Annotated in this window: 9 protein-coding genes and 2 pseudogenes; 4 read left to right on the forward strand and 7 right to left on the reverse strand. The window is 45.9% G+C overall.

All coding sequences use genetic code 11. The features are described from left to right. Positions 1-109: 109 nt before the first annotated feature. Positions 110-1,029 (reverse strand): annotated as a pseudogene (locus EPB59_RS14650) (aminoimidazole riboside kinase). 397 nt (positions 1,030-1,426) lie between these two features. Here EPB59_RS14650 and glpD point away from each other — a divergent pair. Next, the gene (glpD, locus tag EPB59_RS14655; RefSeq protein ID WP_154173495.1) at positions 1,427-2,965 is read left to right on the forward strand and encodes a glycerol-3-phosphate dehydrogenase; all 1,539 of its coding nucleotides are present in this window, start codon (positions 1,427-1,429) and stop codon (positions 2,963-2,965) included. 75 nt (positions 2,966-3,040) lie between these two features. Here the strand turns inward: glpD and EPB59_RS14660 are convergent, their stop codons facing one another. After that, the gene (locus EPB59_RS14660) at positions 3,041-4,603 is read right to left on the reverse strand and encodes a methyl-accepting chemotaxis protein (protein WP_154173497.1); all 1,563 of its coding nucleotides are present in this window, start codon (positions 4,601-4,603) and stop codon (positions 3,041-3,043) included. 234 nt (positions 4,604-4,837) lie between these two features. After that, on the reverse strand, positions 4,838-5,452 hold the full coding sequence (locus tag EPB59_RS14665; protein WP_154173499.1) for an OmpA family protein: 615 nt from the start codon (positions 5,450-5,452) through the stop codon (positions 4,838-4,840). A gap of 218 nt (positions 5,453-5,670) precedes the next feature. Here EPB59_RS14665 and EPB59_RS14670 point away from each other — a divergent pair, with 218 nt between their 5' ends. Beyond that, complete coding sequence (locus EPB59_RS14670; protein WP_000034752.1) at positions 5,671-6,144, forward strand: FKBP-type peptidyl-prolyl cis-trans isomerase; 474 nt, start codon at positions 5,671-5,673, stop codon at positions 6,142-6,144. 55 nt (positions 6,145-6,199) lie between these two features. Here the strand turns inward: EPB59_RS14670 and EPB59_RS14675 are convergent. Beyond that, a pseudogene (locus EPB59_RS14675) lies at positions 6,200-6,837 on the reverse strand (beta-phosphoglucomutase family hydrolase). Positions 6,838-6,984: 147 nt separating this feature from the next. Here EPB59_RS14675 and EPB59_RS14680 point away from each other — a divergent pair. Beyond that, positions 6,985-8,751 (forward strand): methyl-accepting chemotaxis protein, encoded by a 1,767-nt coding sequence (locus EPB59_RS14680; protein WP_154173500.1) that lies wholly within the window; start codon positions 6,985-6,987, stop codon positions 8,749-8,751. A gap of 338 nt (positions 8,752-9,089) precedes the next feature. Beyond that, a complete protein-coding gene (dcuC, locus tag EPB59_RS14685; protein WP_055027746.1) occupies positions 9,090-10,457 on the forward strand; it encodes an anaerobic C4-dicarboxylate transporter DcuC in 1,368 nt (455 codons plus the stop codon). A 113-nt stretch (positions 10,458-10,570) separates the two neighbouring features. On the opposite strand, the gene EPB59_RS14690 is transcribed toward dcuC, so the two are convergent. The 3 genes from EPB59_RS14690 to narQ form a co-directional block, all read right to left on the reverse strand. Next, positions 10,571-11,941 (reverse strand): L-serine ammonia-lyase, encoded by a 1,371-nt coding sequence (locus tag EPB59_RS14690; RefSeq protein WP_154173501.1) that lies wholly within the window; start codon positions 11,939-11,941, stop codon positions 10,571-10,573. A 75-nt stretch (positions 11,942-12,016) separates the two neighbouring features. Continuing rightward, on the reverse strand, positions 12,017-12,640 hold the full coding sequence (locus tag EPB59_RS14695; protein WP_055033638.1) for a response regulator: 624 nt from the start codon (positions 12,638-12,640) through the stop codon (positions 12,017-12,019). Beyond that, entirely contained in the window at positions 12,630-14,318 is a 1,689-nt protein-coding gene (gene narQ / locus EPB59_RS14700) for a nitrate/nitrite two-component system sensor histidine kinase NarQ (protein ID WP_241666263.1), read from the reverse strand. Before narQ ends, EPB59_RS14695 begins: the two co-directional genes overlap by 11 nt. Positions 14,319-14,450 lie beyond the last annotated feature (132 nt).

Raw genomic sequence — 14,450 nt, forward strand, 5'->3', positions numbered from 1 at the left:
GCGTGGCAGATATACTGCTTCAAGTTGCAAGGGGATATATCTCAGAGAGATATATCCCACTATGCGAAGAGTCAATATGGCCAGAGTCAATCTTCACTCTGGCCATATTTCATTCTAAAAAGGCATGCAGCGCCGCTTGATTCGGAAGTGCGGTCATGGCTCCTTTCTGTGTGGTCGCTAAAGCGCCACAGCCATTAGCCCATTTGACGGCATCTAAAATCGTGGCTTGGTTATGCCAATCTTGCGCCACGGATAATCGATAGAGCAAGCCGCCAACAAACGCATCTCCCGCGCCCGTTGTATCAATCGGTTTGACTGCCTTGCCCGACACAATTTGCTGCGAGTTTGGCGTTACCACCAGCGCCCCTTTCGCGCCTAATGTCACGACGACAAGAGGGATCTGGAAATCAGCTATCACCTGTAATCCTTCTTCAATCGACTGAGTTCCGGTTAGAAACTGTAATTCCTCCTCCGAAAACTTCACCACATCCGCCAAACGAACGGCACGCATGACAGTGGCCTGTAATTCTTGCGGCTCTGACCATACTTCTTCACGCAGGTTAGGATCAAAGCTGACATATCCCCCACCTCTTTCATTTGCGCAATTGCGGCAAAGGTCGAGCTGCGGCTCGGTTCATTGGCCAAAGCAATCGAACAGACATGCAGCCACTCCCCTTTTTGAAAAGAGGGAATATCACTGAGTTGCAGGAATTGATCCGCGCTCGGTTTCACCATAAAGGTAAAACTGCGCTCTCCATGCTCATCAAGGTCAACAACCACAGTGGAAGTGCGATGTACGGGGTCGAAATACAAGTGCTGGCAATCCACTTGCTCGGCAGTGAGTGTCTGTTGCATAAATCGTCCAAAGGGATCGTTCCCGACTCGACCAAAAAAAGCACTGCGACCGGATAAGCGGGCGATCGCGACGGCAACATTAGCGGGTGCACCACCCGGACACTTTAAATAATGCTGTTGCCCATCTGGGATCAGATCGACCACCGCATCGCCTGTCAGCCATACTCTTGACATAGAATCACTCCTCAAAATGTGCTTTGAACTGAGTCTAACCAAAGCGTTCAAGAGGGAAAACTGCCTTATTCGAGTTCAGGTCAGGAATTGCTCATTTCTGTGAGCTTAAATAGAGATTGTGATCTCTATGGTAAATTTCTCTTTACTTTTTCGGGAACGTTACCTACCTGAAAAATCATCACGTCTTATCCCATACCCAAACGGATTGGTACAGCAGCCACACACATGCGGATCCAGTAAAAATGGAATATTCGAGCGCTCATTACACCCATTTCCCTCGTTCATTTATGATCAAGATCAAAATTCATAGTAGAAATATTGCGCATTCCTATGTTTTAATGCTTTCATACGAACATTAAAGAACAAAAACGAAAACAATTAAGCGCGGAGATAGAAAATGAACGCTCGCTCAACACGTTTTACCCAAGATGAAGTGCTCGATTTGATTATTGTTGGCGGTGGTATTAATGGCGCTGGCATTGCCGCAGATGCGACAGGACGAGGATTAAAAGTTGGCTTATACGATGCCAAAGATTTTGCTAGCGCAACCTCTTCTGCCAGCTCAAAGTTGGTGCACGGTGGTTTGCGCTATTTAGAACATTATGAATTTCGCTTAGTCAGTGAAGCACTGGCGGAGCGCGAAGTGCTTTTGAAAAAAGCGCCGCACATCGTGACGCCGATGCGTTTTCGTTTGCCACATCGTCCTTTCTTACGCCCTGCATGGATGATCCGCGCCGGTCTGTTTCTTTATGACAATTTGGGCAAACGCACTTCCCTACCTGCAAGTCACAAAGTCACCTTAAAAGCAGGCTCCGTGACTAAACCTGAAATGCAAATTGGTTTTGAGTATTCCGATTGCTGGGTTGATGATGCTCGTTTAGTGATCCTCAACGCCATGCAAGCTCAAGAACAAGGCGCAGAAGTGTTGAACTACTGCACAGTCGAAAAAGCTGAGCGTATGGGCGATTTATGGCATGTGACGCTACTTGATGAGCAGACTCAACAACGCTTTGAGCGCCGTAGTCATGCACTTGTGAATGCAGCAGGCCCTTGGGTAAAACAGTTTTTAAACGAGAATGCTCACGTCAGCTCCCCTTACGGTATTCGTTTAATCCAAGGCTCACACATTATCGTGCCACGCATTCACGATGAGCCGCAGGCGTATATTCTGCAAAATGAAGATAAGCGCATTGTCTTCGTCATCCCTTATCTTGATGCATACTCGATGATAGGTACAACCGATGTCGAATACAAAGGCGACCCAAGAAAAGTGGCGATTACCGATGCTGAGCGTGATTATTTGATTTCGATTGTGAACAAGCATTTTATGCGCGAAATCACGCGTTCGGACATCATTGCTGAATTCAGTGGTGTACGCCCATTGTGTGATGACGAATCGAACTCGCCACAAGCCATTACTCGTGACTACACTCTGTCTCTGGATCAACAAGCTGATGAAGCGCCGCTGCTGTCCATTTTTGGCGGTAAACTCACGACGTATCGCAAACTAGGCGAAGCAGCGATGAAACATCTCGCTCCTTTCTTCCCGAAAATGAAAGCCCCTTGGACAGCGGATGCACCTCTGCCAGGTGGTGAAAACTTTGACTATGCAGCCTTAAAAAACCAGCTGGTGGTGGCCTTTCCTTTTATCACTGAGTCAGTGATTGAGCGTTGGCTGCGCAGCTATGGCAGCCGCACTTCACAATTACTTGCTGGAGTGACGGGTATCGAGGATTTAGGCATCGCCTTCAGCGGTGAACTTTATCAAAGAGAAGTGGATTATCTTTGGGATAACGAGTTTGCCCGTCACGCACAAGACATTTTCTGGCGCAGAAGCAAACTCGGTTTAAATCACGATACAAGTGTGGTTGAGGAAGTGGAATCCTATCTACAGCAGAAGCTTCATGCTGAGCAACCGCTAAAAGCGACCGTTTAAAATCAAGCACTCGCTAAAACTGAAATGGCCACATAATGTGGCCATTTTTTGTAATACTCGCTAAGTCAGTGGCACTTATTTTTCTGCAAATTGCTGAGAAAGTGCACTGAACTCCGTCACTTTCCCACTCATTGCCACTGCAAATTCCTCAACGGTGTGTGTCGCCATCAAGTTTTGCGTTGCGGCGCTAGCAATCGAATGGATGTGTTGATTGACTTCTGCCGTTAATTCACGTTGATGTTGAGCTGCGCTAGCCACTTCTCCAACCACATGCTGCATCTCCCCCATCACGCATTCCACCTCGTGTAACTGACATAATGTGGTATTGGCATCTTGAGCACATTGCTCGGTTTGATCTCGGCTAGCAGAAATATCGGCTCGCCATCCATCAATGGTTGCCAGCATAGCGTCGATACTGGTTTGGATTTGCAGTGTCGCGCGCTGCGTTCGTCCTGATAAAGCACGTACTTCATCCGCAACGACCGCAAACCCCCGTCCTTGTTCACCGGCTCGGGCGGCCTCGATAGCCGCATTGAGTGCTAATAGGTTGGTTTGCTCAGCAATCCCACCGATTTCACTCATCAATTGCCCAACTTGCTGTGCTTGATCGCTCAGTTTTAGTGTTGTCAAGGCAGCACTATCAGCTTGCGTGGCCAGTCGCTGTAAATTCTGATGGGTAACATTGATGCTGTGCTTGGTATCGGCACAATGATGTTGCACTTGATCAATCAATTGATGAGCCGATTGAGTATGGCTCGAAACCCGCTCAGCGGCGCTCTCGACAGCATCGGTGGCCAGCGTTACGGCTTGGATGTTGCTGTTTTGTGCAGCCAACGCTTGATGTACTTCTTGCGTCGTCACATGCAGCTGATTGGCAAGTTCACCCAATGGACGTGCTGAGTCCATCATTCGCCCCAAGATGGTGCGGATCCGCGCCGACGCCATTTTTAAATGGTAATCGGCAACAGAAAAGGAACTCGAACCCGAGTAAACAAAGCGACTGACGCTATCATATTCATTCTGTAAGCGTTTCAGTTGGAGTGGTGTGTACAATAACTCCTGACGAAACAGTAAAGCCAATGCTCCCAAAGGCATTAAACTGCTTAACCATTGCCATGCTTCATCCACGTTAAACCAGTGTGCCAACGCAGGAGACATTAGCGCACCAATCAATAAGGCATAACGCAGCGACGCATTCAGTTTTAGCTGAAATTGCTTTCCCGCTTTTTCTGCGGCAAGCAAAGCTTGATAGGCCTTATTAGCAATATCGACCCACTGCCTTTGGGCTTTGACCCGAACGGACTGGTAACCGGCTATTTTTCCGTGTTCATGAATAGGCGTTACATAAGCATCCACCCAGTAGTAACCACCCGTTTTTGTTTTATTTTTTACAATACCTCGCCATGCATGACCTTGCTTTAGGTGACGCCACATATCAGCAAACGCCGCTTTGGGCATTGATGCATGTCGAACAATATTGTGATTTTGTCCAAGTAACTCATTGGGTTCAAATCCTGCGATCCGACAAAAAGTGTCATTGCAGTAAGTAATGACACCTTTTAAATCCGTCGTGGATACCAGTTGTTCATGATCACCAACGAGAACTTCTTGTGAAGCAGAGGCTAAATAGGCTGACATAATACTTTGTTGTTCTAGTGTTGTTTTTTATGAACGCAAATGTATACACACTTGTTTCCAAAAACTCAAACCGATAAACCAGATGAAATATGCAAACGTGAATTACATCAAAATTAGTAAGGTTAATGCTTTCAAAGAAATAGAAAACGGAAACTCATGCTATGAATTTCCGTCAAACTGGTGCTTCTGTTTGTTTTGATGACTATCTCATTTAAAAGACAGATCTTACATCCTTTAATTAGAAGACAGGATAAACCGAACTTCTACTCGGCGATTACAAGCTCGTCCCTTTTTGGTGTTATTGTTACACGCAGGAACATGTTCACCGTAGCCGCGAGTATAAATAACATTCTGTGCAACCTGCCGATGCACCAGAGCAGACTTCACTGAGGTGGCACGTTTTTCCGATAACTTATCATTAAATTTTTGAGTTCCAGTGTTGTCTGTATGCCCTTCTAACACTATATCGACACCCGATTCTCCGGCTAAAAATTGCGCCATTTTATCGAGCCATTGCTTTGAAGAGGCGCTGACTTTGGCTGAACCCGTCTCAAATTTAATGGTGTTTTTGAGTTTGATCATTGGGTAGTCACCGGGCATGATTTCGTGCTCAATACCGTTACTCACGAGATATTGGCGTAGTTGTTCGTAACTTGAAGATCTCGCCTGCATTTTTGGCGTTTGAGCTACACTCACACTCTGTTGTGGCGCATAACCCCATTCTGGATAACGAACATCGAAGTCCCCTTTCGGAGCAACATCGAGCATATTGTCGTTAAACATGCGATCCGTAGCTAACGAACCACACCCGGTTAGAACAAATGCAATGCACAAAAACCAGACTTTCATTTCCAACACTCAGCCATTGAACTCTATTAGGTTATCGGCACTTTTTGAAAAACTTTATCGTCCATCAACAACAATTTACAAATGGCTGGCTTGCCATCACATAATCCCTCGTTAGAATGTCAGCCATTCATCACTCCCTGATGGCCTCATGGTCAGACGCTTTCATTTTCAAACAGCGTTGATGGGAAAGACATTTGTTAAAGGACGATATACGCTTTATGTCTAAAATTATTATTCCCTTAGTGGTTGCTCTACTCGCTGGCTTCATGATTTATCGAACTTGGACTAATCATAAAGCTGCCGACGCCAACTTTTCTGCTGGCCAGCAGTTTTTAGCTGAAAATGGTCAACGTGAAAATGTGATTACAACCGATAGCGGTTTGCAATATGAAGTGTTGCAAGCAGGAACAGGCACTGAGCACCCAGGCCCGAAAAGTCGAGTGAAAGTGCACTATCATGGTGAGTTGCTGGATGGGACAGTGTTTGACAGTTCCGTCGAGCGTGGTGAACCTATCAGTTTCGGTCTCAATCAAGTCATCAAAGGCTGGCAAGAAGGTGTACAACTGATGGTGGTGGGTGAAAAAACACGCTTCTATATTCCCAGTAACCTAGGCTATGGAAAAAGTGGTACAGGCCCGATCCCACCTTCTGCTGTGCTGATCTTTGAAGTCGAACTACTCGCTATCGAATAAGTGACAACAGGATTTCGACCTGACAATAAAAAAGCTGCCGAGGCAGCTTTTTTATTTACGCCGCACAAGGATAAAAGGCTAATCCCTGCTGCGTCACCAATACACAATCCATGCCTCCAGCGTGTGCAGCTTGTAAACCCAACTGAGTATCCTCAAAAACCAAACATCGCTTGGGTTGCAGTTGCAGTTGTTCGCACGCCATTAAAAAGGTTTCAGGGTGTGGTTTATGCTCCGTTACATCGGTTGCCGTTACAACCGTATCAAATTTATCCAGCACTTGTGCGGTTTCCAATAAACGCAAAGCACTATCACGTTGGCTGCCCGTTCCAATCGCCATCTTCTTTTTACCATACCATTCACACAATAAAGCGTAGGTTGCAGGGATCACCTCAGCTTGCATCCCGATACTCGCAAACCGATCCATCTTGTAACCCGCAACGAGATCCGGATTGAGGGTTAATCCTAATTTTTTATTGATATGCATCGTAATTTTGGCACTCGGCATACCACCTAAGCCATGTAGCCACTGTTCATCAAATGGGAAGCTAAAATGCTCAGCAGCCTCTTTCCAAGCCGCTAAATGGGCTGGCATGGTATCGAGCAGCGTTCCATCCATGTCAAATATAAATCCGTCATAATCATCAAAGTCGATCTCAAACACATCATCACCCATTTCTGTAATAAATTTGTCATTAATATTTAATATAAAGCCGAAAACCATGAACGACACTAGTATTGATAGTTTAATTATTCTCGGTACACTGCCGAATGGTTTGCACCAAGACACCTATCAACACTTATTGGTTGTCAATTGAGCAAGAATAATAAGTAGGTAACACCATGAATATTAGAATTAAGCTTTACACTTTAGGCATCATAGCCATTTTAGGATCCATCGCAATTTTCTTTACTACCTCACAATTTGCCCACACCAACGATGAACTCAATCGAGCAATCAACCAAGTCGACAAACTGGAAGTAAGACTCCTCAACTTAAGACGCAACGAAAAAGACTTTTTGCTACGCAGCGATGCTAAGTATCTGGATACCTTCCAAAAAAATAGCGACCTCTTCCTTAGCTTACAAGCTGAACTTGATGCGATCATGCTCAAATACAAGCTCGGTGATTCCAATGCCCTGCGTACTGACTTGTTGCAATACAAACAAGGTTTTGAACAATTGGTTAAGGCTTACCAAACTCTCGGTTTAGATAAAGAGAGTGGCCTGCTGAAAAATTACTATCAAGCACTCAACCAAGCCAAACAGCAAGCGACTGCCGAAGAGTTATTAGCCCTTACTGATTTTCATCAGCAAACATTGGCAGGTTCCGTCAATTCGACAGCGCTAGGTCAATATGCACAACTGATTACCGCAGCGCAGGCGGTGGTTGCTCAAGAAAAAGTGATCGGCTTGAAATATAACGAAGGCTTACTCGGTAGCACTCGCTCCCAATCTCACGATGTAGAAGAGATGTTTAAAACCTTTTCAGAAACGCTCACCAAAGCGGTCGATGAAAAGCAGCAAAGCATGAACAACATTAAGCTAGCGGTCACAATTACGGTTGTATTAGTGATTTTATTGGTTATTTTCCAGATCAGCCGCTCGATCAACTTACGCGTGAGCCAGCTACTTCTGGTGATCCAACGTATTGCAGAATCTAATGACATTTCATTACGGGCTGAGATTAAAGGGCAAGATGAGATCACCTCTGTCGCTCGTTACTTCAATGGCTTATTGGATAAATTTGAAGAGTTGATCAGCGGCTCTCAAAGCAAATCCCACCAACTGTATACCAGTACCTCTAGCATGCATAACGAGTTGGAAGGCGTGATCGAACAATTCAATGTGCAATCGGAACACATGGCATTGATGGCAACTTCAGTGCAACAAATGGTTTCCACAATCAGCGAAATTTCCGAAAGCACCAACGTAGCAGCAGAGGGCGTAAACCAAGCCGCGCGCAACGCAGAACATGGCCGTAGTGTGGTGGTTACCACAGTGAAAAATATCGATCTGCTTTCTTCTACCTTGCAAAAAAGCCAGCACTCGATTGGTTCGCTGAACGAATTTGTTGAGAAAATTGGTGGTGCTGTCAGCATCATTCAAGGAATTGCTGAGCAAACTAACCTTTTGGCACTCAACGCCGCCATCGAAGCTGCTCGTGCCGGAGAACAAGGACGTGGGTTTGCAGTAGTTGCCGATGAAGTCCGTTCATTAGCCACCCGAACGCATCAGTCGACAGAAGAAATTACTCGTGTTGTTTCAAATATTCAGTCACAAATGAGCCAGGTGGTTGATGATATTGATCTCTGCAACAACCAAGGACAAGCCACTCTTACGGCATCGACTCAACTAGATGAGAGCTTACAGCAGATCCTGCGAGACATGAGCACCATTCAAGATAATTCTCAGCGCATTGCCGCCGCCATTGAAGAGCAAGGCAGCGTAATGAATCATGTCAGTGAATCCATCACGGAACTCAATACTATTTCAGAGAATAACATGCGTTCAGCACAACAATGTCTCACTGAAGTCGATACGGTATCTCGCCAAGCTCATGCCATGGATGAGGCTGTGGCGGAATTTCGCACCAACCGCCGTCACTAATCTAAAACTAGCGACGACTCATGAATTAAGGCTCCTTTAGGAGCCTTTACTCTTTTTGGAACACTCAACTAAGGGATGATTAATATTCACTCACCACATCTATCGCCACACCACGAAATCATCCACTTTCGATATAAATAACCAAAAATTAACCACAACACATTATTAACCAATAAAGAACAAACAATTATCAAGAATTAATCACCAATAATAATTGATATATTTATTGCTTTAGATCATGCAAAGTGCAAGTTGAACTCGTGCTACAAATTAATTTTCAGTAAATTCCTGACATACATTTTACAGTTTGAAATAAACGGACATTTTTGGAGATTGCTATGCTTGAGCTTCTGATTGGCTTAGTCGTAACCTTTGCGGTTGGCTATTTCATCGTTAAGGGCTATAAGCCTGCGGGTATCCTACTCACCGCAGGGATTTTGCTATTGATTTTGACGGGGATCTTGGGTCACAAGGTTCTGCCTGGAAAAATGGACACCACCGGTAACCTACTCACTGACTCAATGGAGTATGTGAAATATATGCTGCAAAACCGCGGCGGCGGCTTAGGTATGCAGATTATGTTGCTGTGTGGTTTTGCCTCTTATATGACCCACATCGGTGCGAATAATGTGGTGGTCAAACAGTTTTCTAAACCGCTTTCTTTTATTAAATCGCCATACGTTTTACTCGTGGCGGCATATATTGTGGCGTGCTTAATGTCACTGGCCGTGAGCTCAGCAACCGGTCTCGGTGTTTTGTTAATGGCAACCTTATTCCCAATGATGACCGCGATGGGTATTTCTCGCCCAGCCGCCGTGGCAGTGTGTGCCTCCCCAGCTGCGATCATTTTGTCACCAACCTCAGGTGACGTTGTCATCGCGGCTGAAAAATCAGGCCTACCACTGCACGTATTTGCGGTTGAAACCGTATTACCTGTTTCTATCTGCGCGATCATTGTGATGGCAGCGGCAGCCTACTTCTGGAACAAATACCTCGACAAAAAAGACAATACTCCGATGGAGAAAGTAGACCTTTCTGAAATGGAAGTGAAAGCGCCAGCGTATTACGCCATTCTGCCTTTCCTACCTATCATTGGCGTGTTTGTTTTCAATGGTGAAACTCTGCCTGGCATTACGCTAGATATTTACACTATCGTTGTTCTTTCAATCTTTATTGGTGTGATTGTGGATTACATCACCAAGCGTTTCAACGGTAAGAAAACCTTGGAAGATCTTGAAGCCTGCTACGAAGGTATGGCGGATGCGTTCAAAGGCGTGGTGATGCTATTAGTCGCGGCGGGGGTTTTTGCACAAGGTTTGATGTCGATCGGCGCGATCGATAACCTGCTGCATCTAGCGGAAGTCGCCGGTGCAGGTGGTATAGCACTTATGTTAATCCTAACGGGCTTAACGGTAGCCGCAGCAATTGCGACTGGATCTGGTAACGCACCTTTCTATGCGTTTGTGGAACTCGCGCCATCACTGGCGGCAAAAATGGGATTAAGCCCTGCATTCTTGATTATCCCAATGCTACAAGCCTCTAACCTTGGTCGTACGATTTCTCCGGTTTCAGGTGTAGTCGTTGCAACCGCAGGTATGGGTAAAATCAGCCCATTTGAAGTGGTAAAACGGACTTCGGTTCCTGTTTTACTGGGGCTTTTAACCGTTATCATCGGCACTATGGTTCTGGTACCTATGTACGCTTAATTGTGCGAGCAATGAGCAAAATTCAAAAGGGCGTGAATATCACGCCCTTTCTTTTTGATTCTGAGAACGACTGGATTCAGAGAACCGCGCTTTTTCCTATTACCAATTTTCGATCACTCACAAGGTGGTGCAAGGTGGATTAGCGCCAACCCACCTAATGACGTTTCTCGGTATTTCTTGTTCATGTCTTTTCCGGTTTGATACATGGTCTCAATCACCTTATCGAGTGAAATCAAACATTTGCTGGTACGTTTGAGTGCCATGCGTGAGGCATTAATCGCTTTCACTGCGCCCATCGCGTTACGTTCAATACAAGGCACCTGTACCAATCCCCCGATGGGATCACATGTCATGCCCAATGAATGTTCCATGGCGATTTCTGCCGCCATGCAGATTTGCTCGTTACTGCCGCCACGTAAAGCCGTTAAGCCTGCCGCAGCCATAGAAGACGAAACGCCAACTTCGCCCTGACATCCGACTTCGGCTCCAGAAATGGAGGCATTGGTTTTGTACAAGATGCCGATCGCGCCAGATACGGCGAGAAAATCCTTGAGTTGCTTGGTATCGAGCGCCTTGATAAAGCGGTGGTAATACATCAAAACCGCAGGGATCACGCCCGCCGCCCCATTGGTTGGCGATGTCACCACTTGTCCGCCAGCGGCATTCTCCTCACTCACCGCAAAAGCAAAGAGATTAATCCAATCCATCACTTCCATCGGATCGTTTTCAATCGCCGCATTCGCTTCTAGCTTTTTGAGTAAATTAGGTGCACGGCGAGTGACATTCAATCCGCCCTCTAAAATACCTTCGGTGGCAAAACCACGTTCCATACATTGGCTCATCACTTGCCAGATTTGATCGGCTTTGGCATCAATCATCGCCATGTCTTGAAACGCCAGCTCATTACGCAAAATTATTCCGCCTAAACTCAAGCCATTTTTTTCAGCTTGGTGCAGCATTTCATCTGCGCTTCGGAAAGGATAAGTGACAGAAATATCGGCACTGGCGGTGCCATTTTTCAGTTGCTCAGCGGTGGCAACAAACCCGCCTCCAACAGAATAATAGGTTTCAAAATCAATCTGCTGCCCTTGTGCATCAAACGCACTCAGCGTCATACCATTTTCATGCAGCGGCAGATTATCTTGATGAAAAAGAAGATCGTGATGGTAATCGAAGACAATGTCATGCTGACCATTAAGATGCAGCTTACCCGTTTGCAACGCTTCACGCAGAGTCTGGTTGGCTTCACTAATCTTGATAGTGGCTGGTTGATTGCCCATTAAGCCAAGCAAGGTAGCACGATCAGTATGATGGCCTTTGCCAGTCAGTGATAACGAGCCATACAGATCGACCTGTATGCGACCAACCTTATTGAGTTGTGGCAATAACTGCTGCACAAAACGGTAACCTGCAATCATCGGCCCATTAGTATGCGAGCTGGAAGGACCAACCCCAATTTTGTAGATATCAAAGATTGAGAGCATCACTTTCCCCTTAATCCGTAAGAGTTCAAGCTATCTTATCAACCAGTATATACCTTCTCGTCTGAATGCTGCTGTTTAGCTTGCGTATCGTTCTAAATAAAGAATCGTGGCAGCGGTGCGCGAAGGCACATTCAGTTTTTTCAATAAACTTTTCATATGCACTTTCACCGTCGACTCTGAAATAAACAATCGATCGGCAATTTGTCGGTTGCGATAGCCTTTCGCGACTTCTGACATAATTTGCATTTCACGTTCCGTCAGCGCTTCAAAAGGGTTACTCGCTGCATCGCGATTTAAAAGGTAACGCTCTACCGACTCACTAAAGGCTTTTTCGCCTTGCATGGCTTGTTTTAGTAACGACACAAGCTGGTCTGGCTCGGTATCTTTCAGTAAATAGCCGTCAGCGCCAGCTTTGACCAGTGCTTCAATATCTGCTGCACTATCGGAGACAGTGAGGATCACCACTAAGGCGTCACATTCATCGGTACGCAATGCCGTCAGCGTATCCAAGCCCGACATGCCTTTCATATTGAGATCGAGCAGGATCAAATCAGGTTGTAAGTCATGCGCCAGAGCGATCGCTTCCGCACCGTTACTTGCTTCGGCAACCACCTCGAATTCAGCTTCAAAACTTAATAATTGATTGATACCACGGCGCATCAGCGGGTGATCATCCACCAATAATACTCTACAACTCATTTTTATTTTTCTCCTCGCCCTGTTGGTAAGTCAGCACAATTTTGCAGCCTTTACCCGGAGCGGATTCCACTTTTAATTCGCCGCGCAAGCGAGCGGTACGTTCTTGCATAATGCTCATACCATAGTGGTTGAGCTTGTGATCTTGTGGGTCAAAGCCCACGCCATCATCTTCAATAGTGACTTGAACTGTATCACCGACTTCTTGGCAATTGACCACAATTCGATTGGCATTAGCATGCTTGATGGCATTGATGGTCGCTTCTCGGATCAACTGCACGAGATGCACTTGCTGATGAGCATCCAACGCTATTGAGGAAAGTGCATTGTGCAGTTCAATTTTAGCTTCCGTTTGCCCCGAAAGCTGGCTCAACATGCCTTGTAGAGACTGACCAAAACTGCCCTCCGTTAAAGTGAGGCGGAAAGTGGTCAGCAGCTCACGCAATTGGGTATAAGCATCCGATAGGCCTTTATCGATCTCGCTGATAATACTTTCCGTCTTACTCAGATCACCACAAGGTTTTAATGGCATCACTGAACGTTTCAACAGGGTTAATTGAATTTTCAAATAAGAGAGCGACTGAGCCAACGAATCATGCAATTCACGTGCTATGGTGGCTCGCTCCTCCATCAAAAGCAGCTGCTCAGCTTGTCGCTGCGCCTGATTGTAATAAATGGCTCGCGACAATATCAGCGCAAAGTTATCAATCAGAGCCCGATCCGGCTCTGGCGATCCTGCATCCCAATATAAAAGGCCAAGATGGTGTCCATCCAACGTCAGTGGAGTGTGGAACATCTCCGCTCCGCTTGGTTCACCTTCTTGCAAAATTAATGACTTACCCGCTTCTTCTTCAATTTCCAAGCGTAGTGCGTTAATGCCATCGACCCGGATCCAATGGCGAAGAATGGTTTGGAAATTACTCGCGGTGATGCGTGATGCCGTCAGCTCTTGTGAGGAGTGGTACAACACCTGCAAGGACTGATTTGCCATTTGTAGTTTGTGTGTTTTTTCATTGACCGCATGCTCTAACCCACGGTACAGCTTGCCGAGATCCCCCGCCATACTGTTAAAGGTACGGGTCAAAATCCCCATTTCTGTGCTGCTGCTTTCATCCAATGAAACCTCAAAAATGCGGTTTTTAATCTTCTCACTGGCGGCCACCATCGCATTGAGCGGACGTACGACTTCTTCTCGAATGTAGTAAACCACGAACAGGGAAACAGCAAAAATCCCCCCTAAGCCAAAACTGCCGACTGCCGCTAAAGCAATTAACTTACGCTCAGAAAAACGCTGCAGCTTAAGAACGAAGTTGTCGACTAAACTGACAAAAGGTGCGACATGATGGAGATATTCCGCTTTGTGCTCACTGTTAAGCACTTTTTTCAGTCGATGCCAGCGTTCTATTAACTGGTAATAATCCTGTTGAATATCATCTGGCACTGTCCAATCTAGCAGAGCAAGCATTGAAGGCGAATAGAGCGAGTTTTCAAACAAAAATATGTGGGCAGGATAATCCGGCGATTGGGTTTGGATATCGTACGCTAAACGGTAGCTTTGCATCCGCATCGAGCCTGACACATTCACCGCTTCCGCATCATTGAGAGAAGACGCCAACGTTACGATCGCCACCCCCGTTGTCAACGCTGATAGAAACAGAATCAACAACATGGCTTTCGCCATAGTACGAGTTAATGATTTACGAACTGGACTCGACAATGCGGTTTCTCTTTCATTAATGACCAAAGCTCCACCTCTTTAGGGCTACACACTATCCGAAACGCGCAGGTTAATTTATTGATCCAAAACAATCCA

Source organism: Vibrio metoecus (genome assembly GCF_009665255.1).
Lineage (GTDB): Bacteria > Pseudomonadota > Gammaproteobacteria > Enterobacterales > Vibrionaceae > Vibrio > Vibrio metoecus_B.

Excerpts from the sequence above, each read along its gene's own strand:
- EPB59_RS14680 (WP_154173500.1), top strand. The coding sequence starts at position 6,985 with ATGAATATTAGAATTAAGCTTTACACTTTAGGCATCATAGCCATTTTA.
- EPB59_RS14695 (WP_055033638.1), bottom strand. The coding sequence starts at position 12,640 with ATGAGTTGTAGAGTATTATTGGTGGATGATCACCCGCTGATGCGCCGT.
- EPB59_RS14690 (WP_154173501.1), bottom strand. The coding sequence starts at position 11,941 with ATGCTCTCAATCTTTGATATCTACAAAATTGGGGTTGGTCCTTCCAGC.
- glpD (WP_154173495.1), top strand. The coding sequence starts at position 1,427 with ATGAACGCTCGCTCAACACGTTTTACCCAAGATGAAGTGCTCGATTTG.
- dcuC (WP_055027746.1), top strand. The coding sequence starts at position 9,090 with ATGCTTGAGCTTCTGATTGGCTTAGTCGTAACCTTTGCGGTTGGCTAT.
- EPB59_RS14660 (WP_154173497.1), bottom strand. The coding sequence starts at position 4,603 with ATGTCAGCCTATTTAGCCTCTGCTTCACAAGAAGTTCTCGTTGGTGAT.
- EPB59_RS14670 (WP_000034752.1), top strand. The coding sequence starts at position 5,671 with ATGTCTAAAATTATTATTCCCTTAGTGGTTGCTCTACTCGCTGGCTTC.
- EPB59_RS14665 (WP_154173499.1), bottom strand. The coding sequence starts at position 5,452 with ATGAAAGTCTGGTTTTTGTGCATTGCATTTGTTCTAACCGGGTGTGGT.
- narQ (WP_241666263.1), bottom strand. The coding sequence starts at position 14,318 with ATGGCGAAAGCCATGTTGTTGATTCTGTTTCTATCAGCGTTGACAACG.